Consider the following 25360-nt stretch of genomic DNA (forward strand, 5'->3'; position numbering starts at 1 on the left):
GGAACCCCCACCTCCACTCCCTCACCGTTCTGGCGCGCGTCGTGGCGCCCCCCCCCCGCCCCCCCCTGCTTGGCGCGCCCGCCTCCGTTGTCTTTCTCCCCCCCCCTTCGCCCCCCCCCCCCCGGGCGGCCGCGTCGCCCATGGGATCGGGCGACACGCCTGGGGCCCGTCCTGGAGCCCGTCCGGTGGATCAGGGTCGGCTGGGCCCCAGGCTCGTCGGATGGGTCCAGGCCGGTCGGCTGGTCCCTAGGAGCGTGGGTCAGTATTCGCCGTCGTGTGGGTCCAGGTGATCTCGAAGTACCTGACGCGTTCATCTTGTCCGGCCGGCTGCATGCCGACTGCCATCATGACGTGCTGGGACGCGATGTTGTCGTGGTGGGCGTCGCCCTTCACACAGGTGACACCGCGTGACCGCGCGAACAGCAGCAGTCCGCGGAGGGCTTCGGAGGCGTATCCCTTGCCTCGCGCTGACGGGATGATGCACTTCTCACTCACACCGGCGCGCAGGTCGACGCGGACGCTCCCACCGCTACCAAGATCCCGCGCGACGGCCTCGTAGCCTGGCTGCGTGACCTGAGGACGGCCGCGCAGGCCGGTACCCACGACGGCTGGAACTGACGGGCCGACAGCACCTCACCGGGCAGACCGGCTCATCCGGCGGTTGTAGCGTGGCCGGATGAGGAGCGACGGATATCGGGACGTGGCCGAGGCCGCGTGGTCGTGGGTGCTGGACCACGTGCGCGAGGACGAGGGTCCATGGCTCGTGGAGACGGTGGTGGAGGGCGCTCCGGAAGCCCCGTCACCGGCAAAGGACCGCGACTCGCTGTACGCGGGAATCGCCGGCCTGGCCCCGGTGCTGGCCGAGATCGCGCAGTACCGGGAACTGAGCGCGACGGAAGCGGCACTGGCGACCGGCATCGTGACCAGGCTGTCGGCACAGGCCGGGCGGCGGACGGAGCCCTCGCTGTACGACGGCCTCGCAGGCGACGCGACGGCGCTCAGACTGCTCGCTCCGGGCGAGGAAGCCGTGGCGCTGCGGCGGCTGGCCGTCCTGGCCACCGGCGACGGATGGAAGACCACGCTCGATTTCGAGCCGGGCTCCGACGCGCCCCTGACCGACGTCATCATGGGGACCGCGGGCGTGGTGATGACGGCGGTCTGGGCGAAGAGCGAGTTCACCGAGGTGATCGCGACGACGGGAGGCGAGGCCCTGCTGCGGGCGGCGGACCGTACGGACGCGGGCCTCGACTGGGGCATGACGCCGGGGAGACCGTCGAGGGCGCCGAACTACTCGCACGGAACGTCCGGGGTCGCGGCCGCACTGGCGGTCGCGGGCGCCGCCCTGGACCGCGAGGACTTCGTCGAGGCCGCGGTGGAAGGCGCCCGGCACGTCCTCTCGGTGGGGTCGTTGAAGGACGCGGGCTTCGTCGTCCCGCACACGATCCCGCCGTCGCGCCGGGAGGTGGAACCGGTGACGTACACGTGGTGCCACGGCCCGGCGGGTACCTCGCACCTGTTCACCGCGCTGGCGCACGCAGGGGTCACCGAGGTGGCGGGCCACCACGTCGACGAACTGCGGCAGCGCTGTCTGACCTCGATCCTCACCTCGGGTCTGCCGGAACGCCTCCGTCCCGGTTTCTGGGACAACGACGGCCGCTGCTGCGGAACGGCAGGCGTCGGAGACGTCCTGCTGGACGCCGCCCAGGACTGCCGGGCGCCGGAGAGGAGGCAGACCCTGCTGCGGGCCGCGCACCGCATGGGCGATGCGCTGGTCGACCGGGTCGTCAGGGACGGCGCGGGCGCCCGTTGGCGCTTTCTGGAACACCGCGAGGACCCGCCGCTGCTGCCGCCCCGGACGACGTGGATGCAGGGCGCGGCAGGCATCGCGGCCTACCTGCTGCGCCTCGCCCGGTACGGCGAGATCGGCCCCGACGCCCCGGTCGTGGACCGCCCGGACCAGTGGTGGGCGGTACCGGCACACCTGCGCAGTACCCGGACGGAATCATGAGCGAGTGACCTCATTCGAGACAAGTAATCCATAACGATCTCAGCAAAGCTGACAACGACCACGCACGAGGGCCCGCGGCGACCCACTGGCGCTTCGCGATCTTTCATGCGAGATGATCTCGATATGCGTGGTGGGGATGGACTGTTCGAGGCCGAGCCGTTTGAGAACAAACGGTCTCGGGGCGGTCCGGCGGTGGTGGACAAGACGTTTCGGGCCTCCGATCCGCACCAGGTCCTGCTGCTGCCCCCGTCGCTGGACGACTGGCTGCCCGAGGACCACCTCGCCCGGTTCGTCGCCGACCTGGTCGACGAGGTGCTCGACCTCTCGCCGGTGCGGGCGGACTACACCGAGCAGCGCGGCTACCCGCCCTACGATCCCCGGCTGATGCTGCGGCTGCTGATCTACGGCTACACCACCGGCGTCCGCTCCTCGCGGGCGATCGAGCGCAAGTGCACCGACGACGTCGCATTCCGGTTCCTGGCCGCCGACCACGCCCCGGACTACCGCTCGATCGCCCGGTTCCGCCGCCGCCACCTGGATGCCCTCGCCGACCTGTTCACCCAGTCCCTGTACCTCGCGCAGAAGCTCGACATGGTCAAGATGGGCCGCGTCGCCGTGGACGGCACGAAACTGGCGGCCAACGCCTCCAAGCACAAGGCGATGAGCTACGGCCGCCTGGTCGACAAGGAGGAGCGCGTCGAGGCCGAGATCGCCGCGCTGGAGGCCAAGGCCCACGCGCTGCTGGCCGACGCCGAGGCCACCGACACCGCCGAGGACCAGACCTTCGGCCCTGACGGCAAGGACGTGGACCTGCCCGCCGAACTCGACCGCCGCGAGAAGCGCCTGGCCAGAATGCAGCCCGCCCGCGCCCAGATCGAGGCCGAAGCCGCCGACAAGGCACGCCGTCACGCCGAGGAGAAGGAACGCCGCCGCCAGGAGCGGGCCGGCACCAGCGACGAGCAGGCCGTCACCGACGCCGCACAGCAGGCCGCCGCGAAGGCGCGTCCGAAGCCCAAGGCGCAGGCCAACTTCACCGACCCCGACTCGCGGATCATGAAGAACAGCGACGGCGCCTACATCCAGGCATACAACGCCCAGGCCGTCGTGGACGAGAAGCACCAGGTCATCACCGCTGCCGACGTGACGACCAACCCCTCCGACGCGCTGAACTACACCACCATGCTCGACCAGTCGGCCTGGAACACCGGCCGCCACCCCAAGCAGGCGCTGGTTGACGCCGGCTACTGCTCCGAGGCCAATCTCAACGCCGCGAGGGACCGTCAACTGGTCTGCGGCACTGACACGTTCATGGCCACCGGACGCCTGGCACACGACGAGCAGGTCCCGCCCGCACCGCGTGGACGGATACCAGCGAACGCCACGCTGAAGGAGCGGATGGCCCGCAAGCTGCGGACCAAGCCCGGCAAGGCCGCTTACAGTCGCCGCAAGGCCATCGTCGAACCCGTCTTCGGCCAGATCATGACCTGCCAGAACGGCCGCCAGCTCCTCCTGCGCGGCGAAGACGGCGCCCGCGGCGAGTGGCGCCTGCTGGCCGCCTGCCACAATCTCCGCAAGATCTTCCGACACACAGGAACCGCCGGACTCGCCGCCATGGTCGGCTGATCAGCGGGGCCGGCCCCGTCACGGTCCGACCAGGCGGCACACCTGACGGGCAGAACCCCCATCCCGGGGCTCACAGACGGCGACCGGGCGACCGCGACTGATCCCACCGCTCACGGCCACTCGGCCAGCTGCCTGTTACTGACCCATGCTCCTAGGCGGCTCGCAGTTCCTCAAGGCGCATGAGGTCGTCGTGGACCGAGCGGCGTTCCTCGGTGGTGAGGCGGATGGCGGTGGCCTCGCGCAGTGCGGACGCCGCGCCGTCTTCGTCGCCGAGGCGCCGGGCGGTGTCCGCGCGCAGGATCAGAAGGCGCAGTCGTTGCACTGGCGTGGGGTGCTCGTCCTCAAGGGCCAGTGCCCGGTCGATGATCTTTGCGGCTCCCGTCAGGTCCTCTTTCGAGTCCGCGAGGAGCGACGCATGGTGAAGGGCCCGTGCGAAGGTTTCCTTGGGCGCGGGGCGGTGGTGCGGGTCCTCGCTCGTCTGCTGGCCGATGCGGAGGCAGTTTCCGCCCGGGTCGGACATGAGGAACTGCCGGGTGCCGTACGAGGTGTCCTTCAGCGGCCCGATGCGCGGTAGGCCGCGGGTCGGGAGTCGCCCGTACGCCGCCTTGAGGGCGGTCTTGAAGGTCTCGTACAGGCCGTCGACGTCATGGGTCCGGACGTAGCAGGTGCTGTAGGAACCGGCCGGGTCGTAGTGCTTCATCCCGAAGAACTGGAGCTGGATGCCGCCGCGTTCGACGACGGCGTAGGGGTTGGGGCTCTTCTGCTGGAACGTCACCTCAAAGCCGAGGACGCCGTAGAAGTCGAGCACGGGCTGGATGGTGCGGCACGGCAGGATCGGAATGGTCTGTTCGCTGATGTCGCTCGCATCTGTCACATCTCAGACTCTAGTCAAAGTTGACTAGAGTCTCTAGAAGAGTGAAGGGAAAAGGGAGGGGGAGGGGAGTGAGGAGGGGCGTGGCCGCCGCCAGTGAGGGCGGCGGCCAGCTGCCTACGCCTTCCAGCGCACCGGCAGCTGCTCCGTTCCCCGGATGAGCATCCCGGAGCGCCAGGTCAGGGCGTCGGGGTCGGTGTCCAGCGCGAGGTCGGGGCAACGCTCCAGGAGGGACCCGATGGCGATGCGTGCCTCCAGACGGGCCAGCGGGGCTCCGAGGCAGAAGTGGATGCCGTGGCCGAAGGCGGCGTGGCCGCGGGCGTCGCGGGTGATGTCGAAGTCGTCGGCGGCCGCGAAGCGTTCGCGGTCCCGGGAGGCGGAGGCCAGGGCGACCAGCACGTTCTCGCCGGCGGGGATCCGGGTACCGGCGATGTCGACCGGCTCCGCGGTGAAGCGCCACGTGGCCGTGGCCACCGGGCCGTCGTAGCGGAGCATCTCCTCCACAGCGTTGTCCAGGAGCGAGTAGTCGGCCCGGAGGGCGGCCAGTTGGGCGGGGTGCTGCAGCAGGGCGCGCACGCCGTTGGACAGCAGGCTCACGGTCGTCTCATGGCCGGCGACCAGCAGCAGGAACGCCGTGCCGACCACCTCCTCGCGGGAGAGCTGGTCGCCGTCCTCGTCGCTGGTGCGGATCAACGCACTGAGCAGGCCGTCGCCGGGGCTGTGGCGCGTGGCTTCGATGAGATCGACGAGGTACTCGGACATCGCGAGACTCGCCGCCTGCACCGCCTGCTCGCTCGTCGGCGCGACCAGCTCGTTCGACCAGCGGCGAAACGCCTCCCGGTCGATGGTGGGCACGCCGATGAGCTCGCAGATGACGGTCATCGGCAACGGGAAGGCGAGCGCCGCCACGAGATCGGCACGGCCGTCCGGCGCGGCGAGCATCGCATCGAGCAGCTCGTCGGTGATCTGCTGCACCCGCGGCCGGAGCGCCTCCACTCGGCGGGGCGTGAACTCCTTGGCCACCAGCTTCCGCAGCCGGGTGTGATGCGGCGGGTCCGCGTCCAGCATGTTCGTGAACAGTGCCGATTCCTCGCCCGCCTCGCCCAGCAGGCCGGACCGGCGCCAGTTCTTGCTGATGCGGGGGTCGGTCAGCGCGGTCCTGACCGCCTCGTGTCCGACGACCAGCCACGCCTCCGGCCCATCGGGGATCCGCACACGGTGCACCGGCCCCTGGGCGCGCAGCTTGGCGTAGTACTTATATGGGTCCGCGGTGAAGTCCGCACCGAAGGCGCCCAGATCGACGATGTCCCGCATGCCTTGCCTGCCCGCTCTCTCGAATTCCGGCGAAGTCCGTCACCCGGCTCTCTTCAGCACCGTACGTACATCAGGTGGCATCAGCATCCGCCCGGCGGAGGAGCCGCATCGGGCCATGTCCTCCGCACACAGTGCGCGGCCGTCGTCCTGTCGTCGCGTCGGATGCGGTCGCCGTACCGACGCGGTCGCCGTACCGGGCGCGGTCGTCGTACCGGATGTGGCCGTCTTGCCGTATGGGGTCGTGGTGCCGTCCGGAGGAACGGCGACAGGAAGACGGCCGGTCCGAGCCCGTCGTGTCGGGAGCGGCGGGGCGTGGCTCGTTCAGCAGCGGGCGTGGGCGGTGATGTCCGCGCTGAACTCGTCGATCATCGCGGGGGTGACGGTCGGCCGGCACTGGGCGATGGCGGCGAGATAGTCCTCGGTGCTCGCGCCGAGCCGCCCGTGTACGGCCGAGCCGACGCCGACCGCCTCCAGGTCCCGCTCGAACGAGGCCTGGGCCGCCACCCGGGCGGCGTGCTCGATGTCGGCCGGGGTGAACAGCTCGCTGGCCGCCACCAGCGCCGCCACATCCACATCGGCCCGGCCGTCCGTGTACCGGGACCAGATCGCGGAGCGGGCCGCCGTGTCCGGCGTACCGATCGGGATCAGGTAGTCGAACCGGCCGGGGCGCAGGAACGCCGGGTCCAGCGAGCGGATCGAGTTGGTCGCGCACACCAGCAGCCGCTCGTCCCGCTCCCGGAAGCCGGGTATCAGCTTGAGCAGCTCGTTGGTCACACCGTGCAGTCCGCCCGGCTGCGCGGGCTCGTGGCGGACCGGCGCGATCTCCTCGACCTCGTCGATGAAGACGAGCACCCGCTCCAGCTCCGCGATGCGGGCGAACGCGCTGCGCAGCGCCGCCGCGAGATTGCCCTCATCGGCCAGCCGGGACGGGAGCAGCTCGACGAACGGCCAGCCGAGCTTGGCCGCGATGCCCCGCGCGAAGGTGGTCTTCCCGGTCCCCGGGGGGCCGAACAGGGCGATCGCGCGCGGCGGCCGGACCCCGTGCCGGGCGGCCCGCTCCGGCTCCGCCAGCGGCAGCACGACCCGCCGTTCGATCAGGTCCTTCTCGGCTTCCATGCCGGCCACCTTGGCCCACAGATCGGCGGGCAGGAAACGTCCGCCGAGGTCCTCCAGGAGGCTCGCCGCGGGCCCGTGGTGCGGTTCGACCTTCTCGAAGTAGGCCACCGCCGGCTGACGCGTATAGCCCGCGTTGAGCAGGCCCTCTCCGAGCAGGTCCTCCTCCGGCAGCACGTAGGCGATGCGGCTGACCCGGGCGGCGATCAGCCGCCGCTCCAGCTCGACCAGCAGCGCGCTCGCCAGCCCCCGGCCACGCCATGCCGACGAGATCGCGATCCGCATCACCCAGCCCCGCTCACCCGCCACACACGCGAGCGCGGCCCCGATGGGGGCACCCTGGTGGACGGCCACCACGGCGGGCTGCCGCGAGGTCAGGGCGCTGATGCACTCGGCGAGCGAGAAGACGGACTCCTGGCCGAGCTCGGCGGTGGAGTCGATCAGGTGGACCACTTCGGCGAGATCCTTCTCGCGGTAGTCGTGGATGAGCCAGTTCACCGGTACCGCCCCTCGTGGTGATGGTGATGGTGATGGTGATGGTGGTGATGTGGTGGCAGCGAGGCTAGGGGCGATGGGGGAGTGGGGCCTGCTCCACCGTGCACAATCCGGGGCGCGGACCGCTACGGTCCGTATGTAGCCAGATCCGATGCGACGGATCTTCGACCGGCAGCGGTCCCCGGGGCCCGGTCCCCGGGTCCCGATCCCTGGGTCCCGATCCCCGGTCCCCGGGCCGCCCGAGGGACTGCCCCGCCGCCTGTGACGGGCGGGAATCCACTGGCCGCCCCGGGCCGGGCGATGACATGCTGCCGTCGTGAACGGACCCGTAATCCACCTCAGCTTCGCCCCTGAGCTGCACCTTTTCGTTGCGGCAGAGCACAGCACCGCCCGTACACCCGTGGTGACCGACGGGTCATCGACACTCGGCCATGTCGTGGAGTCGCTGGGTGCCCCCCTCACCGAGGTCGGGCGGTTCGTCGTGGACGGGGCCGAGGCGTCCGCCTCCCACATCCCCGGTGCGGGCGAGAGCATCGAGGTGTACGGCGTCGAGCGTCCGCAGCGGGTCCCCGGCGCGCCGCTTCGGTTCCTGCTCGATGTCCACCTCGGCACACTCGCGCGCAGGCTGCGGCTGCTCGGCGTGGACGCGACGTACACGAACGAGGATCCCGGCGATGCGGCGCTGGCCGCGCTCTCCGCGCAGGAACGGCGGGTGCTGCTCTCCCGGGACCGGGGGCTGCTGCGCCGGCGGGAGATCTGGGCGGGCGCGTTCGTCTACAGCGACCGGCCCGATGACCAACTCCGGGACGTACTGGAGCGATTCGCGCCCACCCTCGCGCCATGGACGCGCTGCACCGCCTGCAACGGCCGACTGGCGGATGCCGACAAGAACTCGGTCCGCGAGCACCTCGAGCACGGCACCCAGCGTACGTACGACGTCTTCGCGCAGTGCACCGCGTGCGGCCGTGTCTACTGGCGCGGCGCTCATCACTCCCGGCTGGAGGCGATCGTCGAGAAGGCGCTGCGGGACAGCGCCACCTGAGTGGCGGGGCGAAACGGCGGCCCTCGGTGTTTCTCGTGAAGCATCGAGGGCCGCCGCATGCGGATGCGTCCGGTCAGTCGTAGGAATTCCGCAATTCGGGTGACGAGTTTCTGTCCTCTGAGGAGGTGTGGGGGGTGGGGCGGGGGAGGGCGGAAGAGGTCGTCGCCATGTCTTCCCAATTGCGCTTCGGTAAAGGCATTTTGGGAGTTCCAAGGCTGATGGTCCCCTTCGCGAAAGGAAGGTGATTGCGTATCAGTTGAGTGTTTTGTGTCGGCTGATGCTCGGTTAAAAGGCATGGGTTCACGGGAGTTCGGGATCCGGACGCGCGACGCTCGACGGGCCTCGGACCGGTCCTCTCGGCTGGCCGAGGTCGACGGGTACCCATGCCGACACGAGGCCGACCCGATGCCGAATTCACGTCGGCCCCAGGCGACCCGCGGCCGCCGTCCCAGGTCGACCGTGGTCGACCTCCCCATGCCGCCCTCCCCATGCCGCCCCCTGCCGCCCCACACGCCGTACGGGAGTGGCTCCCCGTCGCGTGCCGTCGGCGTCCGCGGGACCGCGCCGAAGGTGGTGGGGCCCGGGGGCAACGGCCCGGGCGTGTCGCGGAGGGGAGCCGTTCGGAGCGGTCGTTCAGCGCGCATCGCGCCGTCTCGGAAGGGGGCTGGAGCCCCTTTAGCCCACTCGTAGCGCGACACGCCGACGACGCGCGCCATCCAACGGGTGAATCCGCTGCCTTCCGCCACCCGAAGAGCCCAGGGGCTCCCCCGAATGCGACGTTCTCCGGTGGTGCGAGGCCCCGATTCGGCTGACGGTGATCACGTCGCTACTGCGATTCCGATGTGCCGACAAAGAGTCAGCCTTCGCAGTCGTGCCGAAAGGAACATGTCCTCATGCGCACTGCTCGCACACTGTTCGCTTCGGCCGCCATCACGGCGGTCCTTGCAATCTCTGCTCCAGCCGCAAATGCCATGATCATGGAGGACAACGCCGCGGGTGGTTCCTCCTCCAGCGACCACGACCGTGACCGCGACCGTGACCGTGACCGCGGCTACGACCGCGACAGGCACTGCCGCGACTACGGTCGTGACCACGGCCGCGATGGTGGCCGTGACAATGGCCGGGACAACGGTCGTGACAAGGGCCGTGACAACGGCCGGGATAACGGTCGCGACAAGGGCCGTGACGGCGGCCACGACAACGGCCGTGACAAGGGCCGTGACGGCGGCCACGACAACGGCCGTGACAAGGGCCGTGACGGTGGCCGGGACGGCGATCGTGACTACGGCCGCGGCTACGGGCGCGACCACGACCGTGACTACGGCCGTCGCTGCCACCGGCACCGTCCGAGCGGTGGGGTGCACACCGGTGGTGGCTTCCTGGCCAAGACCGTGGGCAACGACTGGGATGACGACGACCACGGCCGTGGCGGTGGCCGGGACCACGGGCGCGACGGCGGCCGTGACCACGGCGGCTACGGCGACCACGACCGGGGCGGCTACGGGCGCGACCACGACCGGGGTGGCTACGGGCGCGACCACGACCGGGGTGGCTACGGCGACCACGGTCGAGGCGGCTACGGCGACCACCGCAAGCCGCGCGGTGGCATCCACACCGGTGGCGGTGGCCTGGCGACCAACAGTGGCCTGGCAGCCGGCTCGGTGCTGATGCTCGGTGGTCTTGGTGCCGGTGCCTACATGCTGCGCCGTCGTAACGCCTCGGGCTCCGCGGCGGCCTGACAAGGCTGCCCCGTACGGAGGCCGCTGCGCCGTCGCGGCCACCGTTCCTCGTGGACGGTGGCCGCGGCGATTGCGTTCCGCTTCCCCTTCACGCCCCGCCGCCGCCCCGTTCACGAAAGGCACCCTCACATGACCGCCCAGCAGTCGCCGCCCCAGCCGAACACCAACCCGCCCCGCACCGCCGTCTCCGCGACCCGCCCCGTCGGCCGGGGCTTGCTGTGGTCCGCGGCGGCGTTCCTGCTGGGCTCCCTCCTCGTCTACAACTCCGTGGACACCTCGGCGGATCCCAAGCCGCAGTCCTCCTCCGCCGTCGCCGCCTCCGCCTCGCCCAGGGCGGCCAACCCCGCCCACCAGTCAGCCGGCCTGGCTCTGCCCCGTTCCCTGCCGAAGCGGGTGACGATTCCGGCGATCGCCGTCGACGCGCCCTTCACGCAGCTGAGCATCGGTCCGACCGGCCAGCTCGACGCACCGCCCGCGGGAAACCGGAACCTCGTGGGCTGGTTCAAGGACGGTGCCACGCCGGGTGAGCGCGGCTCGTCGATCATCGCCGGACACGTGGACACCAAGACCGGACCGGCGGTGTTCATGCAACTGGAATCGCTCAAGCCCGGCAGCGCGATCAACATCACCCGCGAGGACGGGATGATCGCGACCTTCAAGGTCGACTCCGTCGAGACCTTCAACAAGGCGCGGTTCCCCAATGACCGGGTCTACGCCGACTCTTCGAGCGCCCAGCTCAGGGTGATCACCTGCGGTGGCGCATACGACAGGAAGGTCAGGGACTACGTCGACAACGTGGTGGTCTTCGCCCACCTCTCCTCGTACAGACACGTCTGACACACGTCCGGTTCGCACCCGGAGGCCACCCCTCCGTTCCGCACGGGTGCGACCGGACATGCCCAGGCCGGCGCCCCGTCGGTCTGGGCATCGCCATACCTCTGGAAGGGAGACGACCCGAAGGGATTCGACCTGAAGGGATTCGACCTGAGGAGAGACGGACGGAAGGGACGGACTGAAGAGAGACGGACCAAGACGACGACACGCGGCACCCCGTTGCTTCCTCCGATACGGAATACGCGGGGAATAATGAGCCATCGCTGACACCGCATTTCATGAGGTACCGCATCCGCTCTGCTGACGGGATGAAATGAGCGCCGGAGGCCGGAGACCGTCGAATCCGCGAAAGGGCCGGAATCCCGCCCGTGGGGGTACCGCCGCCACCGATCGCATGCTCCGCATCCTGCTGCGCCGCCGCAAGCAGCCGCTGAGCGCCGAGGACGTGACGGTCACCGACCGACCCGCGGTGCGCAGAGCGGTGTCGGCGGCCGCGCTGGGCAACACCATGGAGTGGTTCGACTTCGGTGTCTACGCCTATTTGGCGGGCACCTTGGGCAAGGTGTTCTTTCCGTCGAGCTCCCCCGGTGCCCAGGTAGTGTCGACGTTCGCCACATTTGCGGCGGCGTTTCTCGTCCGGCCGCTCGGCGGCCTGGTATTCGGGCCGCTCGGCGACCGTATCGGACGCCAGCGCGTACTCGCCGCCACCATGATCATGATGGCGGTCAGCACCTTCGCCGTCGGATTCCTTCCGTCTTACGACACCATCGGCTTCGCCGCGCCGATTCTGCTGCTGATCTGCCGCCTGGTGCAGGGCTTCTCCACCGGTGGCGAATACGCCGGAGCGACCACATACATCGCCGAATACGCCCCGGACACCCGGCGCGGTTTCCTCGGCAGCTGGCTCGACTTCGGCACCTTCGTCGGCTACTCGCTCGGCTCCGGACTGGTGACCGTCCTCACGGCCGTGCTCGGCGACGACGGCCTGGTGGACTGGGGCTGGCGGCTGCCGTTCCTGGTCGCGGGGCCGCTGGGGCTGATCGGCCTGTACATGCGACTGCGACTGGAGGAGACCCCGGCCTTCCAGCGCGAGGCGGAGCAGGCCCACCACGATGCGGAGGAGGTCCGCGCCGCGGGCGGCGCGGACCCGGTGGAGGAGGCCCGGCAGTCCGGCCGGGGCCGGCTGAAGGAGATCTTCACCCGGCACTGGCAGGCGGTGCTGATCTGTATGGGCCTGGTGCTGCTCTACAACGTCACCAACTACATGGTGACGTCGTACCTGCCGACGTTCATGACCGAGACCCTCGGCGAGGACGCCCTCACCGCCCAGCTGCTCGTACTCGGCACCATGATCGTCGTGGCGCTCACCATCACCACCGTGGGCCGCACCTCCGACCGATGGGGCCGACGTCCCGTCTTCTTGGCGGGCAGTGCCGCGCTGATCGCCCTCGCGGTGCCCGCGGTGCTCCTCATCCGCGTCGGCGGCATCCTGGCGCCGGCCTTCGGATGCCTGATCCTCGGGCTCTTGCTGGTGTGCTTCGCCGGCACGTCCGCCTCGACGCTGCCGGCACTGTTCCCGACCCGGCTGCGCTACGGAGCGCTGTCCATCTCCTTCAACATCTCGGTTTCGCTCTTCGGCGGTACGACGCCGTTGTTCGTGTCCGCGCTGGTGCAGGCCACCGGCAGCGACATGGTCCCCGCCTACTACCTGATGGCCGCCGGGGTCATCGGGCTGATCGCGACCTTCTTCCTCCACGAGACGGCGGGCAGACCGCTGCGTGGCTCCGGGCCGATGGTGGAGACCGAGGAGCAGGCATACCAACTGGTCGCCAGGAGCCGTGCCGAGGCGGGGCGGCGGGCCAGGGACGTCTGGATCCGGCTGCGGCACCCGTGGGCGAGGCACTGAGGACGACCGGCCGCCCCGCTGGCCGGCACGCCGCCCGCCCCGTTCGGTGGCCCCGGCCTGACGCCCGCTCACCCAGTCGGCGCAAGGACCCGGAACCAGATCCGGACCGGTGGACCAGGGGCGCACGGGCCCGATCGGCGTGCCTGCGGGTCCAGTCGCCAACTGGTCAGGCGCGGGGGGCCTGCTGGTGACCGTGGCGTGGACCTGACGGTCTATCGTGGGCGCATGTCCGCCCCTGAACTGATTCGCATCGTCTCCCGCGACTCGCCGATGGCCCTGGCCCAGGTGGAGCGCGTCCGCGCCGAACTCGGCGCGCTCCACCCCGGCATCGCCACCGAGGTCATCCCGGTCAAGACGACCGGCGACCGCTGGATGGGCGCGCTCTCCCAGGTCGAGGGCAAGGGGGCGTTCACCAAAGAGGTCGACGCCGCCCTCCTGGCCGGTGAGGCGGATCTCGCGGTGCACTGCGTCAAGGACATCCCGGGCGACCGCCCGCTGCCGGCCGGCACGACCTTCGCCGCCTTCCTGAAGCGCGACGACGTCCGTGACGCGCTGATCCACCCGGGTGGGTGCACCCTCGACGAGCTCCCCGCGGGCACCCGGATCGGCACCTCGTCGGTCCGCCGGATCGCCCAGCTCGCCGGTTCCCACCCGCATCTGCAGTGTGTGCCGATGCGCGGCAACGCCAACCGCCGCATGGAGAAGCTCGCGGCCGGCGACGCGGATGCGCTGCTGCTGGCGGTCTCGGGGCTGGAGCGCATCGGCCGTACGGACGTGATCACCCAGATCCTGTCCGTGGACGAGATGTGCCCGCCCGTCGGCGCGGGCGTACTGGCACTCCAGTGCCGCGAGGGCGACACCGAGACCATCGACGCCGTGAGCGGTCTGGGCCACCCCCGGACACACCAGGAGACGACCGCCGAGCGCATGCTGCTGCACGTCCTGCAAGGCCACTGCAACAGCCCGATCGCCGGCTACGCCACCACCGACCGGCGCGGTGAACTCTCCCTGCGGGCCTGCGTCTTCACCCCCGACGGCAAGACGGTGCTCAACGCGCACGAATGGGCCGGACCGCTCACCCCGGAGACGCTCGGCACGTCCGTGGCGGTCACCCTGCTGCGGCAGGGCGCGCGCGAGCTGATCGACGGCATCGCGCACTGAAGCCACCCGCCCCTCGGGCCCGGGAAACCGGGTCGGAGGGCCCCGCCGCACCCGGCTCCCGTACGACCGCCCCCCGCCCGCGCCCGGCCACCGACACCCCCGGCATCGGTTCCTTGACCGTGAAGGGTCAGGTCGTAGGCTGAAAAACGACGGGCCACCGCACCGACCGGCGGTGACCTGTGACCGGGGGAACAGGGGAGCACGGATGACCGTGCGCATTCACTTCAGCCTGGACGATCTCGCCAGGACGCATATCGCCGAACGGACCGACCCGCTGTGGGAGGTCCTGCTCAGCCTGCACCTCCTGCAGACCCGTCGCGGCGCGCCGGCCTTCGCCCGCTGGCGGCAGCGGACCCTGCCGCGACTCGACGACCGGGCCCGCGGTCTGCTCGCCCTCGCGCCACCACGCGGCTACAGCCCCGACTTCCTCACGCCCGACTCCTCGGCCCGCGGCCTGGAGGAGGGCCTCCAGGCCCTGGCGGCCACCCCGCGCAGCCGGCTCCGCGCCGACCTCGCGCGGCTCTCCCGCTCCCGGCAAGTGCCGCTGTGGGTACGTGAGTTGGGCTCCAGGCAACTGCCGCACATCGCGGACACCGTGCGTGACTACTACACCGCCGCCATCCACCCGTACGAGACCCGGCTGCGTGGCGACATCGAGTCGGACCGGTCGAAGCGCAGCCGGGACCTGCAGTGCGGCGGAGTGCAGCGGCTGCTGAGCACCCTGCACCCGCAGCTGTGCTGGCGGCCGCCCGTACTGGAACTGCGGACCGCGAGCGTGGACCGTGAGGTCCGGCTGCATGGGCGGGGGCTGCGGCTGATCCCGTCCTTCTTCTGCTGGCGCAGTCCCATCATGCTCAGAGATCCGCAGCTGCCGCCGGTCCTGGTGTATCCCGTCGAGCGCAGCCCCGACTGGGCGCACGCCACCGCCGACGACCGCGCGCGGACCGGTACCAAGAGCCCGTGCGCCGCCCTGCTGGGGCACACCCGGGCGGCGGCGCTGGAGGTCGTCGCCGCCGGCTGCACCACCTCCGAACTGGCCCGTCGGCTGAACGTCTCACCGGCCACGGCGACCCACCACACCGCGATACTCCGCGAGGCCGGGCTGATCGCCTCGAACCGCGCGGGCGGGAGCGTGCACCACACCCTCAGGTCGCTGGGCGAGGCGCTGCTGCGGGGTGACCGGGGAGCGGGGTGACGGGCACCACCACGACCTGGTCGTCGTCCTCGTAGATGATCCGCCCCGGGTCGGTGGACTCGACTCGCTCACACGGCACTTCATGCTGGGCGAGCAGGTCGAGGTAGCCCTCCGCCCGCTCGACGAGGTGCACGGCGGTGGCCTTGAACCAGGCCACCGCCCCTGGGTGGAGAGCGCGGTCGTAGACGGTGGGATCGACGTCGGAGGGGTTGGTGAAATGGGTGTCGTACCAGTCGTTGCCCGCGCGCCAGAACCGGTACTGCGCGTCGGTGAGCCGGCCTTCGCGGGCGAGGCCGTTGGCGAGGGCGAAGATGCCGGGGAAGTGTCCGTGCGGACTGCGCGTGGTCCCCTGAAACCGCACGTAAAGCGTCTCTCCCACGAAGGTTCCTCCTCTTGGGCCGGTGGACCAGTGCATTGGTGAACCGGCGATGTGGCGACTTGGCGGCTTGGCGAACTGGCGATGTCTGGCGACCTGGCGAGCGGGTCAACTTGTCGACTCTGGGAGGGGAGTCTGCCAGGGCGCGGACCGCGGCGCGTCGTCGTGCTCGGCGCCGCCCTGCGGCATGGCGTCAAGGCCAGGCGTACGGCAGCGGCTGAGGGTGCGGTCCGGCCGGCTGCCCCCTGCCGTACGTTCCGGTCACCTGACGGCGCGTCATGTCCGCCCGTCCGGGGTGTGCCCGGAACATGGTTCAGATGCGGAGGGAATGCGGCGGAGGCGACAGCGGTCGGCGGCCGGAGCGCTCGTTCGGCGACTGGGGTGTGCGGTATCCGCGGCGGGTGCTGATCACGGCCGGGATGCTGTGCGTGCTGTTCGGCTGGGTGGCGTGGGGACTGGGCGAGCGGCTCTCCGTCGGGGGGTTCGCCGCGTCGGGCACGCCCTCCGCGCGCGCCGAGACCTGGGCCGCTCGCTACGGGGCCGACCGGCCGGAACTGCTCCTGGTACTCCACCTGAAATCCGCCCGGCTCTCGCTCGACAGCCCGGCGGCACAGGAAGCGGGACGCCGTATCACGGAGCGGCTGGCCGCCGAGCGGGGAGTGTCCCGGGCGCGCTCGTACTGGACCGCGGCGGCCGAGGCGCCGCCTTCAGCCGATGGCCGCTCGGCCCTCGTGCATATCGATCTGGACGGCAGCGAGACGACCACGGCCCGCACGGCGCAGCGGTTGGTGCCGCGCTACACCCAACGGGGCGGCCCCTTCGAGATCCGGGCCGGTGGGCCCGCCTGGAGCCTGGCGCAGTCCACCGAGCAGGCGCGTACCGACCTGGTGCGGGCGGAGCTGATCGCGGCCCCGCTGACCTTCGCGATCCTGACCGTGGCGTTCCGGTCACTGGTGGCGGCGCTGCTGCCGGTCGTGGTGGGCGGGCTGTCGGCGGTCGGCGCGCTGGCGGTGCTGAGGGTGCTGACCGCCGTCACGGACGTCTCGGTGTTCGCCGTCAACCTCATCGGGGCGCTGGGCTTCGGGCTCGCCGTGGACTACGCGCTGTTCATCGTCGCGCGGTTCCGCGAGGAGCGGGCGCGGGGCCTGGCACCGCCGGAGGCCGCGCGGGCCACCGTGGCAACGGCCGGCCGTACCGTCGCGGTGTCGGCCGGCACGGTGACCGCTGCCCTGGCCGCGCTGCTGGTGTTCCCCTTCGCCTTCCTGCGCTCGATGGCGTACGCGGGGATGGCGGTGGCCTTGCTGGCGGCGCTGACCGCGGTGGTCGTGCTGCCGGCCGTACTGGCGTGCTGGGGGCCGCGGGTCGCGTCGCTGGATCCGTTCGGGCGGCTGCGGTGGGTACCGGCGCCGACGATCGGCGCGGCCAGCCCGCTGTGGCGTGCGGTGGCCACGGCGGTCACCCGCCGCCCGCTGTGGTGGGGGGCGGGCTGCCTGGTGCTGCTGGCGGTGCTGGTGCTGCCGTTCGGGCACGGCCGTCTGGGGCTTGCCGACGAGCGGATCCTGCCCGGCGGCGCCGAGGCCCGCACGACGGGGGAGCTCATCCACCGGGAGTGGCGGACTTCCGGCGAGCGTTCCCTGGCCGTGGTGCTTCCGCGGGCCGATCCGGTCGCCGGCCGGGCGGAGCTGGACGCCTACGGCAGGAGGCTGTCCGCGCTGCCCGGTGTGCGCGGCGCGGCGACGGTGACGGGACGCTACGCGGACGGCGAGAGGGCCGCCTGGGCACGCCCGGCCGGGGCGGCAGGGACAGCGGCACCGGCAGTCCGAACCCCGCTCCCTGCGGCCTCGCCCGGCAGCGGGGTGCCCGGGACCGTGGTGACGCTGACGATGACGCCGGACCCCCAGTCGGAGCGCGCGGCCGACGTGGTGCGCGCGGTCCGCGCGCTGCCGTCACCCGGCCCTGCGCACCTGGCCGGCTGGGCCGCGCAGGTCGTCGATGCCCGCAGCGCCCTGCTGAGCAGGCTCCCGCTCGCCGTGGCGCTGATCGCCGCGGGAACCATGGCGGTGGTGTTCCTCTTCACCCGCAGTGTCGTCATCCCGCTGAAGGTGGTCGCGGTGGCGGCCCTGAGTCTCACCGCGGCCCTCGGCGGCATCGTCTTCGTCTTCCAGGACGGTCATCTGCGGTGGCTGCTGGGCGACTTCGCCAGCACCGGCACGCTGGACATGACCATTCCGCTGCTGCTGTTCAGTGTGGCGTTCGCCCTCTCCGTGGACTACGAGCTGTTCCTGCTCTCCCGAATCCAGGAGCACTGGCGGGCCACCGGGGACACCACCGCCTCGGTCGTGCACGGCATCGCCCGGACCGGCCGGCTGTTCACCGCGGCCGCGCTCGCCGTGGCGGTGGCCATGGGCGCGCTCGCCTCCTCAGGGGTGCTGCTTCTGAAGGAGCTGGGGTTCGGCCTCGCGCTGGCCGTGGTCGTCGATGCCACGGCGGTACGCGGTGTGCTCGTACCGTCCGTGATGTGCCTCGCCGGGCGCGCCAACTGGTGGGCACCCGCCCGTACCCGCCCACGCCCGGGACGGACCGCCGCCCCGGAGGGCACCGTCGGCGAGCAGCCGTCAACGACAGAGCCCACGGCTACGGACCGGACCGCCGCCCGTCACCTCGGGTGATGTGGGCCGTGGCAGGCCTGCGGCCGGAGCGACTCGACGAAGGCGCTCGCCTCCCGGAGCGTCATGGCCGGACGCAGATCGGCGTCCGCACCGCTCACGCCGAGTCGCTCGCCCATCACCAGGGCGAACTCCATGAGTGCGAGCGAGTCGAGGTCGAGCTCCTCGAACGTCGCGCCCGGCCGAAGCGCATCCGGCTCGACGCCGAACGTCTCCGTCAGGACCGTACAGATCTCGGTATAGGCGCCGGAATCGGAGCCCGTCTCGGCACCGGCACCGGCACCGAGGGCGGACGTGGGGTCGGATACGCGATCGGATACGGGATCAGACGCGACATCGGATACGGGGTCAGACACGAGTTCGGACATGAGCCGTCACGGCTCCCTTCCTTGCCGCGCCGGCGGGTACAGCGCCGGCAGGTGAACAGGACAGTGGCGCGGGCGCCGCCATGCCCGACCGCAGATACTGCGCCGACAGTTCCGCCGGCGGCTCCAGACCGGTCGTGGCCGCGTCCAGACGAGTGCGGTCGTAGCGGCGCCGGGCCCACCAGTACGGCGTCAGCCCGGCGGCGAGTCGCATGAGGAACCGCTCCAGCGGCCGGACCTCCTCCGGCGCGAGATCCGGATCCAGCGCGAAGTTGAGCCAGTCGCACGGCTCCAGGGCGATGCGCAGCAGCTCCTGGACCGGATAGTCGTGAGGGTGCGTCAGGTGGTACGTCGCGACCAGGCCCCCTTGGCCGTATGGCCCGCTCGCCGGCCGCGACCGCCCCGGGAGGCGGGCGTCGGCGCACCGCAGCATCGCGGCCGCCGCCCAGTCCACCTGCAGCAGATTGACCACGGCATCGGGCCGGCCCGGCATCCGCGCCGTATAGGGGAGGCCGATGTCCTCGGGAGACAGCCCGGCCGCCCGCAGCACGTGCGAGGGGTCCTGCCGCCCGAGGACACCGGCCCGCGCGGCCTGGACCGCCAACCAATGGCGAGGTGCACCCGGCTCGGCGGGCCGGTCCGTCACCAGCACACCCGGCCGCATCACCACCACCGGCCGGCCCCGGTCCCGCGCCCAGCCACGCACCAGCGCCTCGGCGCGGAACTTGGACTCCTCGTACGGGGTGGCGAACCCGTACCGCCCCTCTTCCAGGGTTCCCTCGAACACGGTCCCCTCGCGCCGCTCGCCGGCGACGAACGCGGTACTGACGTGGAACAGCCGCGCGCTGCGCTCACCGGCGTCCAGCAACCGCAGTACGTGCTCCGTGCCCGCCACGTTGGTCCGGTGCAGCGCCGCGGCCGGGCCCATCGGGCTGGTGTCCGCGGCGCAGTGCCACAGCTCCTGCGTCCGCCGGGCCAGCGCGCGGTGGTCCTCGGCGGACAGGCCGAGCCGGGGCGCGGCCAGGTCGATCCGTACGGGGGTGACGCGCCGGTGGAACTCGGCGGCCTCCCACCGGGCACCCGTACTGCGCACCGCCCGCAGCAACCGCTCCCGGGCCGCGCCCGGATCATCGCGTACGAGGGCGCTGACGGGGCGGTCGTCCCTGCGGAGCAGCCCGGCGAGCAGATGCGCTCCGAGGAAACCGGTGGCACCGGTGACCGTGATCAACGAATCACTCCTTCGACCGTGTGCCGGCCGCGGCCCGGCAGCTCCGTCGAGCCACACACCACCACACTCGCGCAACGGATGATTTTCCTATTTATGCGCCGTACATTGCAGTATGTCGGAGCGTCGGAAGGCGGGCGCACCGGCACACGGGCGAAAAGGCGCGCATTCGCGTGAACTCACCGTGGCGGGGCGCGGCCGACGCCTCCGGCCGCCGCCTGCCCCACGTCAGGGTGCCGAGCGCAGCACCAGTACCGCGTTCTGTCCCCCGAAGCCGAACGCATTGCTCACCGCGGCCGTCATCCGTACCGGCCGCGGCGCCTTGCCGACCACATCCAGCTCGATCTGCGGATCCAGGTGGTGCAGATTCGCCGTCGGGGGAACCACCTGATCCTCCAGGGACAGCACCGTGCAGGCCGCCTCGATCGCTCCCGCGCCGCCGGCCGAATGCCCCAGCGTCCCCTTCACCGCGGTGACCGGTGGCGGGCGGCGGAACACCTGGCGCAGCGCCGATGCCTCGGCGCGGTCGTTCAACACCGTGGCCGTGCCATGGGCGTTGACGTGCGCGATGTCCCCCGGCTCCATCCCGGCATCGTCCAGCGCGACCGCCAGCGCCTCTGCCGCCCCCCGCCCCTCCGGATGCGGCGAGGTGAAGTGATACGCGTCGCAGGACGCCCCGTAACCCGCCAGATAGGACCGGATGCGGGCCCCCCGGGCCCGTGCGTGCTCCAGCCGCTCCAGGACCAGCACCCCGGCACCCTCGCCCAGGACGAACCCGTCCCGGTCGGCGTCGAAGGGGCGGGAGGCGGCCGCGGGATCGTCGCCGCGGCGCGAGAGCGCACCCATCTGATGGAAGCACGCCGCCGGAATGCGGCTGCACAACGATTCACTGCCGCCCGCCACCACGACATCGCAGGCATCGGCGAGCAGCAGTTGCCGGGCGGTACCCAGAGCCGTCGCCCCCGAGGCACACGCCGTACTGACCGTCAGATTCGGTCCGCGCACCCGTAGATCCATCCCCACCTCGCCGGCGACCATGTTCGGCACACTGCGCGGAATGGCCAACGGTGAGATCTCGGTGGCCCGCCCGCCGGAGATCTTGGCGAACTCCTCCTCGTAGCGCTCCATGCTCGCCGTGCCGACGCCCAGCACCACACCCACCCGCACCGGATCCCAGCTTCCCGCGCCGAGACCGGCGTCCGCCACCGCCTCGCGGGCCGCCACCAGCGCCATCGCGGCACATCGGTCCAGCCGCCAGGACAGCCGCCGTCCCAGGCGCCGGTCCGCGTCGAGGCCGGGCACCCGGCAGCAGAAGTCCACCGGCAGGCCGTCGAGCGCCGGATCGCGCACCGCGGTCGACGACCCGCCGAGCACTCCCTGCCATGTCGCCGCCACCCCCACGCCCGCGGGCGTGACCAGCCCCAACCCTGTGACGGCCACCTCCCGCGCGCTCATCCGGCCCCCACCACCAGCACCCCTGCCCCAGCGATTCCCGGCATCCCGCCAGTATCGGCAGTCGGTGCCCACCCCCGGTGGCGCCGAGCCGCGCGGTCCCCCGAGCGGCGCAGCGGGTCCCGGCGAACCGACGCGGATGCCGTACCTCGCCGATGCCCTCCGCCCGCCGCCGGAGCTCCGGCCTTCCCGCCGGCAGGGCTCCGCTCCGCCAGTCGGGCCGACTCCCTGTCACTCCGTCAGTTTCCGCAAACTTCCCTATTGTTTCCCCTCTGAGGGGAAGTTAGAGTATTTTCATGAGTGATCGTCTGTACTCCGTGGAACAAGTCGCCGAACGGCTGGGCCTGCACGTACGCACCGTCCGCAACTACGTGCGCGACGGGCGCCTCGCCGCGGTCCGCATCGGCAAGCAGTACCGGATCGCGCATGAGGACCTGGAGGCGTTCACCGGCCGCCCGGTGCCCGAGCCCCTGAACGACGCGGCCGAGCGGCCACGGCATACCGAGGTGTCGAGCATCGTGGAGATCGACGCGATCGACGCCGCGACAGCCGACCGGCTGACCACCCTGCTGACGGCCTCGGCCGCCACCCGCCGCCCGGGTGACGCGTCCGTGCGGATCGAGACGGTCTACGACAAGCAGCGGGCACGGATGAAGGTCATCGTCCTGGGCGGCCTGGCCGACACCGCCTGGCTGTTCACCTACATGGAAGGGGTACTCGCGTCATGACCGCGATCTACAAGTCCGAGGCCGGCGAGCGGGAGATCCAGCGGCACTATCAGGAGGGGCTGGGCACCTGGCCGGTCCCCGCCGAGCAGGTGCGGGTGCCGACCCGTGAGGGCGAGACCTTCGTCGTCGTCTCCGGCCCGGAGGGCGCGCCGCCCGTGCTGCTGATCCACGGCTCGGGGGCCAACGCGATGATGTGGCGGGACGACATCGCCTCCTGGGCACGGTACTTCCGCACGTACGCCATCGACCTCATAGGCGAGCCGGGACTCAGCGCCCCGTCCCGTCCGTCGCTCGCCTCCGACGCCTGCGCGCTGTGGCTGGACGATGTGCTGGCGGGGCTGGGGATCGCGAGCGCCTCGGTCGTCGCGACGTCCCTCGGCGGCTGGGTGGCGTTGGACTACGCCACCCGGCGGCCGGGGCGGGTGACGCGGCTGGCTCTGCTGTGCCCCGGTGGCCTGGGGCGGCAGAAGGTGGGCTGGCTGGTCAAGGCCCTGCTGCCCCCATGGGGACGCTCGGGGGTGCGCCGGTCGGTCGCGTCCGTGGCCGGCCTGGAGTCGCCGGCGCACCGGGAAGCCCTCGACTCCGTGGCGCTGACCTTCACGCACTTCAAGCCGCGTACGGAGCGACTGCCACGGTTCTCCGACGATGCGTTGCGGAGCCTGACCATACCCGTACTGGTGATGGTCGGCGGCCGCGATGCCATGTTCGACTCCGAGGGCACCGCCCGGCGTGTGCGACGGTGCGTCCCGCACGCGACCGTGAACGTCCTGCCGGAGGTGGGGCACGCGATCCTCGGCCAGACCGATTCGGTCCTTGCGTTCCTCCGTGGCCGGCCGGGCGACGAGGAACGCGGCGGAAACGGGCAGCCGCCCCGCTGAACTCGCCGAACGGGCCGGGCTGTTCGGTGACACGTCCAGCGCTGTCACCAGACCCGAGAGGGCGTGGCGGCCGCTGTTGACGCCGACCGCAGAGCCTCCGCACTCCGTTCGGCTACTCAGTACGCCTGGGCAGCTGAGCGGATTTCGGGCGGCCGCTCCGCGCCCGTAGTGTCCCGTGCATGATCGAGAGCAAGACGAGGTCCGGTGCGGCACTCAAAGCAGGGGGGATCGGCTGCGCGGTGGCCGTGCTGCTGCCGGTCCTGGTGATCGGCGGTGCGTTCCTCACCTTCTCCATCGAGCGCGCCACCCCCGCGGACTTCCCCGACGTCAAGCCGGAAACCATGGCACACCGCGTCACGGACTATTCCAAGGGCGCCTTCGCGGCCCTCGGCCTCGACCGCACTCTCGAACCGAACGTCTACGACCTGCGCAAGGGCGACGAGAACACCCTTGACTCGGACTTCTGCTATCCGGACGGCCTGGAGAGCATCGCCGACCAACCCGAAGCGGGCGCATACCGGCTCTACCACCGTTGGTCGGTGGGAGGAGTGGCCCCACGCGAGGGGGCCGGCGCCCTGCGCAGGCTCCGCGACCACCTCACCGGCACCGGCTGGCGCATCACGCAGTTCGGGGACGGAGAGCAACGCCACGAGCGGACCCTGAAAGCGGAACGAGACGGCGGCTACACCATCGCCCTCACCTGGGAAGCGGACCGGCGGCGCCTCAACGGCGGCAGCTCGGCCCCCTGCGCGACGGACCCCGACTGGAAGGAGTCGGACGGCCTCTATGCCGAGCCGAGCGTGGAGCGACCGCCGGCCCTCACCGGTCGTGCGTCGAAATGAGGCTCGAATGGTGTTTCGTGCGGCATGCCGATGCATTGGCGACTCAAGGGGGGAAATGCCGCATAGTGCGGTATCCAAACCGTGCGCTCAGCCGACAACGGTCATCAATACTCATCAACGGCTATCAACATCCATCAACACCCATCAACGGTCTCAGGCATTGGGATGATCTTTTGCGTGCTCGCCACGCCCATGACAGGATGTCCCGCGCCGCACGGGGGAGCGGCGCATGAGTAGGGACAACCTCCCTTTGCGCACCAAGAGTTCAGCTGACAACTGAGGTGCTCCCTTCATCCCGGGGCGGCGAAACCTGCTGAGCCGCATCCATCGACACAACGGGAACGGGAACATCGACATGAACAGCGCGACGCACGCGTCCAACGCCACGCCCATCTACGAGGAGCTCGTCCAGGAGCACGGCGACGTCCTCGCCGAGACCCGTGAGGCGGCGGAGCGTTCCCAGCTGAAGGCCTCCCAGGCCCTGGACTGGAGCGATCTGCGCCGCCACCACGGGTGAGCGCGGGTCAGTCCGACAGGGGAGACGCGGGGAAAGCGTCCAACAGCCGGGGCGGAGCGGCCTGCCGCCAGGAGTCCACGAGGATGTCCCGCAGTTCGTCCATGTCCTCCAGCTCCGCCAGCCGAACCCGCACCCATGAGGAGCCGGCCTCGTGCGGCGGTACCCAGAATTTCTTCGGTTCCGCTGCGATCAGCTCCTGACGCTCATGGATCGGGCAGCGTACGGCGAATGACGTCTCATCGTCGGGGACGGTGATGAACATTTTCCCGGCGACCCGGAACGTGGGCATCTCCCAGGCCTCCTTCTCCACCGTTTCCGGCAGGGAGAGGGCGATGCGGCGGACGTCATCAGAATCGGGCATGGCTCCACTTTAGGCGTACAAAGAACCGCCCGAACACATAGGTGCGACAGCCGCCGTTCAGGAGGGGGAGCGCGGACCGCCGTCCCGGATCAGATTCTCGACGTGGTCGAAACGCGCGTGCAGTGAGCGCAGCTCCGAACGGAACGCCTCCGCTTCCTCGCGGGCGTGATTCCCGACCGCCTTACCGAAGCGGACCACGTCCTGTTCCGCGCGGCCGACGAACCAGGTGGCGAGAGCGGCCGTGATCACGCCGAATGCCGTAATGGCGCTCAGCATCAACAGGGTCGCCAGGACGCGGCCCCACAGCGTCACCGGGTAGAAATCCCCGTAGCCCACGGTGGTCGCCGTCTCCACCGACCACCACACCGCCCGTGGATACGACGTGATATTGGCGTGCGGGGCACCGGATTCGGCGACGACGACCAGAGCGGCACCGCCGAGCAGCACCCCGGTCATGAGCAAGGTGACCCAGAACGCCGCCTGGGCGTGAAGTCGGCGCCATGCCTCATTTCTGAAGAGGCGGTTCAGTACGGCGGCGAGAAACGACGGCACCAACGGACGTGCCCTTCCCTTGCGGACCTCGTGGACAACCGGCCTTCCCCTCGACGCCGACATTAACAGGGGAAATCGTCATGCCCGGAAATGCCGG

At 71.0% G+C, this 25360-nt stretch carries 22 protein-coding genes and 1 pseudogene; 13 read left to right on the forward strand and 10 right to left on the reverse strand.

The genetic code is table 11. From position 1 onward, the window contains the following. Positions 1–246: 246 nt before the first annotated feature. Positions 247–480, reverse strand: a pseudogene (locus AC0680_RS29940) (GNAT family N-acetyltransferase); the annotation flags it as partial. A 196-nt stretch (positions 481–676) separates the two neighbouring features. On the opposite strand from AC0680_RS29940, the gene AC0680_RS29945 reads away from it, so the two are divergent. Continuing rightward, complete coding sequence (locus AC0680_RS29945) at positions 677–2008, forward strand: lanthionine synthetase LanC family protein (protein ID WP_478634853.1); 1332 nt, start codon at positions 677–679, stop codon at positions 2006–2008. A gap of 195 nt (positions 2009–2203) precedes the next feature. Continuing rightward, positions 2204–3631 carry an IS1182 family transposase gene (locus AC0680_RS29950; protein ID WP_478635073.1) on the forward strand — a complete coding sequence of 476 codons (1428 nt, stop codon included), beginning with the start codon at positions 2204–2206 and terminating at the stop codon, positions 3629–3631. 151 nt (positions 3632–3782) lie between these two features. On the opposite strand, the gene AC0680_RS29955 is transcribed toward AC0680_RS29950, so the two are convergent. The 3 genes from AC0680_RS29955 to AC0680_RS29965 form a co-directional block, all read right to left on the reverse strand. Further along, positions 3783–4487, reverse strand: coding sequence for a bleomycin resistance protein (locus AC0680_RS29955; protein WP_478635076.1), 705 nt, complete (start codon positions 4485–4487; stop codon positions 3783–3785). Positions 4488–4619: 132 nt separating this feature from the next. Further along, a complete protein-coding gene (locus AC0680_RS29960) occupies positions 4620–5816 on the reverse strand; it encodes a cytochrome P450 family protein (protein WP_478634854.1) in 1197 nt (398 codons plus the stop codon). Between the two features lie 321 nt (positions 5817–6137). Then, positions 6138–7427, reverse strand: coding sequence for an ATP-binding protein (locus AC0680_RS29965; RefSeq protein WP_478634857.1), 1290 nt, complete (start codon positions 7425–7427; stop codon positions 6138–6140). 313 nt (positions 7428–7740) lie between these two features. On the opposite strand from AC0680_RS29965, the gene AC0680_RS29970 reads away from it, so the two are divergent. The 6 genes from AC0680_RS29970 to AC0680_RS29995 all read left to right on the forward strand — a co-directional run bounded on the left by AC0680_RS29970 (position 7741) and on the right by AC0680_RS29995 (position 15301). Beyond that, on the forward strand, positions 7741–8466 hold the full coding sequence (locus AC0680_RS29970) for a Mut7-C RNAse domain-containing protein (RefSeq protein ID WP_478634860.1): 726 nt from the start codon (positions 7741–7743) through the stop codon (positions 8464–8466). 977 nt (positions 8467–9443) lie between these two features. Further along, positions 9444–10205, forward strand: coding sequence for a hypothetical protein (locus AC0680_RS29975; protein ID WP_478634863.1), 762 nt, complete (start codon positions 9444–9446; stop codon positions 10203–10205). A gap of 129 nt (positions 10206–10334) precedes the next feature. Continuing rightward, on the forward strand, positions 10335–11042 hold the full coding sequence (locus AC0680_RS29980) for a class F sortase (protein ID WP_478634865.1): 708 nt from the start codon (positions 10335–10337) through the stop codon (positions 11040–11042). A gap of 391 nt (positions 11043–11433) precedes the next feature. Further along, positions 11434–12945 carry a glycine betaine/L-proline transporter ProP gene (proP, locus tag AC0680_RS29985; protein WP_478634868.1) on the forward strand — a complete coding sequence of 504 codons (1512 nt, stop codon included), beginning with the start codon at positions 11434–11436 and terminating at the stop codon, positions 12943–12945. A gap of 225 nt (positions 12946–13170) precedes the next feature. Beyond that, the gene (hemC, locus tag AC0680_RS29990; protein ID WP_478634869.1) at positions 13171–14106 is read left to right on the forward strand and encodes a hydroxymethylbilane synthase; all 936 of its coding nucleotides are present in this window, start codon (positions 13171–13173) and stop codon (positions 14104–14106) included. 205 nt (positions 14107–14311) lie between these two features. Further along, on the forward strand, positions 14312–15301 hold the full coding sequence (locus AC0680_RS29995; RefSeq protein WP_478634871.1) for an ArsR/SmtB family transcription factor: 990 nt from the start codon (positions 14312–14314) through the stop codon (positions 15299–15301). Here AC0680_RS29995 and AC0680_RS30000 read toward each other — a convergent pair. After that, entirely contained in the window at positions 15252–15716 is a 465-nt protein-coding gene (locus AC0680_RS30000; RefSeq protein WP_478634873.1) for a hypothetical protein, read from the reverse strand. The genes AC0680_RS29995 and AC0680_RS30000 overlap by 50 nt on opposite strands. 278 nt (positions 15717–15994) lie before the next feature. Here AC0680_RS30000 and AC0680_RS30005 point away from each other — a divergent pair, with 278 nt between their 5' ends. Beyond that, complete coding sequence (locus AC0680_RS30005) at positions 15995–18346, forward strand: MMPL family transporter (RefSeq protein WP_478634875.1); 2352 nt, start codon at positions 15995–15997, stop codon at positions 18344–18346. On the opposite strand, the gene AC0680_RS30010 is transcribed toward AC0680_RS30005, so the two are convergent. The 3 genes from AC0680_RS30010 to AC0680_RS30020 form a co-directional block, all read right to left on the reverse strand. Further along, positions 18334–18711: an acyl carrier protein gene (locus AC0680_RS30010; protein WP_478634876.1), complete on the reverse strand. Its 378-nt coding sequence runs from the start codon at positions 18709–18711 to the stop codon at positions 18334–18336. The genes AC0680_RS30005 and AC0680_RS30010 overlap by 13 nt on opposite strands. Then, positions 18692–19936, reverse strand: coding sequence for an SDR family oxidoreductase (locus AC0680_RS30015; RefSeq protein WP_478634879.1), 1245 nt, complete (start codon positions 19934–19936; stop codon positions 18692–18694). Before AC0680_RS30015 ends, AC0680_RS30010 begins: the two co-directional genes overlap by 20 nt. Positions 19937–20161: 225 nt before the next feature. Next, entirely contained in the window at positions 20162–21388 is a 1227-nt protein-coding gene (locus AC0680_RS30020) for a beta-ketoacyl-[acyl-carrier-protein] synthase family protein (RefSeq protein WP_478634881.1), read from the reverse strand. A 293-nt stretch (positions 21389–21681) separates the two neighbouring features. On the opposite strand from AC0680_RS30020, the gene AC0680_RS30025 reads away from it, so the two are divergent. The 4 genes from AC0680_RS30025 to AC0680_RS30040 all read left to right on the forward strand — a co-directional run bounded on the left by AC0680_RS30025 (position 21682) and on the right by AC0680_RS30040 (position 24350). Beyond that, positions 21682–22113, forward strand: coding sequence for a helix-turn-helix domain-containing protein (locus tag AC0680_RS30025; RefSeq protein WP_478634883.1), 432 nt, complete (start codon positions 21682–21684; stop codon positions 22111–22113). Continuing rightward, complete coding sequence (locus AC0680_RS30030) at positions 22110–22991, forward strand: alpha/beta fold hydrolase (protein WP_478634884.1); 882 nt, start codon at positions 22110–22112, stop codon at positions 22989–22991. Before AC0680_RS30025 ends, AC0680_RS30030 begins: the two co-directional genes overlap by 4 nt. Before the next feature lie 179 nt (positions 22992–23170). Further along, entirely contained in the window at positions 23171–23833 is a 663-nt protein-coding gene (locus AC0680_RS30035) for a hypothetical protein (RefSeq protein WP_478634887.1), read from the forward strand. A 355-nt stretch (positions 23834–24188) separates the two neighbouring features. Further along, positions 24189–24350: a hypothetical protein gene (locus AC0680_RS30040; protein WP_384430325.1), complete on the forward strand. Its 162-nt coding sequence runs from the start codon at positions 24189–24191 to the stop codon at positions 24348–24350. A 7-nt stretch (positions 24351–24357) separates the two neighbouring features. On the opposite strand, the gene AC0680_RS30045 is transcribed toward AC0680_RS30040, so the two are convergent. Continuing rightward, positions 24358–24711, reverse strand: a complete 354-nt coding sequence (locus AC0680_RS30045; protein ID WP_478634889.1) for an MmcQ/YjbR family DNA-binding protein — start codon at positions 24709–24711, stop codon at positions 24358–24360. A gap of 57 nt (positions 24712–24768) precedes the next feature. Continuing rightward, positions 24769–25266 (reverse strand): potassium channel family protein, encoded by a 498-nt coding sequence (locus tag AC0680_RS30050; RefSeq protein ID WP_478634892.1) that lies wholly within the window; start codon positions 25264–25266, stop codon positions 24769–24771. Positions 25267–25360: the final 94 nt, after the last annotated feature.

Source organism: Streptomyces sp. NPDC043738, from assembly GCF_056436545.1.

What these genes read in the sequence shown, in the direction of transcription:
- AC0680_RS29945 (WP_478634853.1), top strand. Translation starts at nt 677, where the DNA reads ATGAGGAGCGACGGATATCGGGACGTGGCCGAGGCCGCGTGGTCGTGG.
- AC0680_RS29960 (WP_478634854.1), bottom strand. Translation starts at nt 5,816, where the DNA reads ATGCGGGACATCGTCGATCTGGGCGCCTTCGGTGCGGACTTCACCGCG.
- AC0680_RS29975 (WP_478634863.1), top strand. Translation starts at nt 9,444, where the DNA reads ATGGAGGACAACGCCGCGGGTGGTTCCTCCTCCAGCGACCACGACCGT.
- AC0680_RS29980 (WP_478634865.1), top strand. Translation starts at nt 10,335, where the DNA reads ATGACCGCCCAGCAGTCGCCGCCCCAGCCGAACACCAACCCGCCCCGC.
- proP (WP_478634868.1), top strand. Translation starts at nt 11,434, where the DNA reads ATGCTCCGCATCCTGCTGCGCCGCCGCAAGCAGCCGCTGAGCGCCGAG.
- hemC (WP_478634869.1), top strand. Translation starts at nt 13,171, where the DNA reads ATGTCCGCCCCTGAACTGATTCGCATCGTCTCCCGCGACTCGCCGATG.
- AC0680_RS29995 (WP_478634871.1), top strand. Translation starts at nt 14,312, where the DNA reads ATGACCGTGCGCATTCACTTCAGCCTGGACGATCTCGCCAGGACGCAT.
- AC0680_RS30000 (WP_478634873.1), bottom strand. Translation starts at nt 15,716, where the DNA reads ATGCACTGGTCCACCGGCCCAAGAGGAGGAACCTTCGTGGGAGAGACG.
- AC0680_RS30005 (WP_478634875.1), top strand. Translation starts at nt 15,995, where the DNA reads ATGCGGAGGGAATGCGGCGGAGGCGACAGCGGTCGGCGGCCGGAGCGC.
- AC0680_RS30010 (WP_478634876.1), bottom strand. Translation starts at nt 18,711, where the DNA reads ATGTCCGAACTCGTGTCTGACCCCGTATCCGATGTCGCGTCTGATCCC.
- AC0680_RS30020 (WP_478634881.1), bottom strand. Translation starts at nt 21,388, where the DNA reads ATGAGCGCGCGGGAGGTGGCCGTCACAGGGTTGGGGCTGGTCACGCCC.
- AC0680_RS30025 (WP_478634883.1), top strand. Translation starts at nt 21,682, where the DNA reads ATGAGTGATCGTCTGTACTCCGTGGAACAAGTCGCCGAACGGCTGGGC.
- AC0680_RS30030 (WP_478634884.1), top strand. Translation starts at nt 22,110, where the DNA reads ATGACCGCGATCTACAAGTCCGAGGCCGGCGAGCGGGAGATCCAGCGG.
- AC0680_RS30035 (WP_478634887.1), top strand. Translation starts at nt 23,171, where the DNA reads ATGATCGAGAGCAAGACGAGGTCCGGTGCGGCACTCAAAGCAGGGGGG.
- AC0680_RS30040 (WP_384430325.1), top strand. Translation starts at nt 24,189, where the DNA reads ATGAACAGCGCGACGCACGCGTCCAACGCCACGCCCATCTACGAGGAG.
- AC0680_RS30045 (WP_478634889.1), bottom strand. Translation starts at nt 24,711, where the DNA reads ATGCCCGATTCTGATGACGTCCGCCGCATCGCCCTCTCCCTGCCGGAA.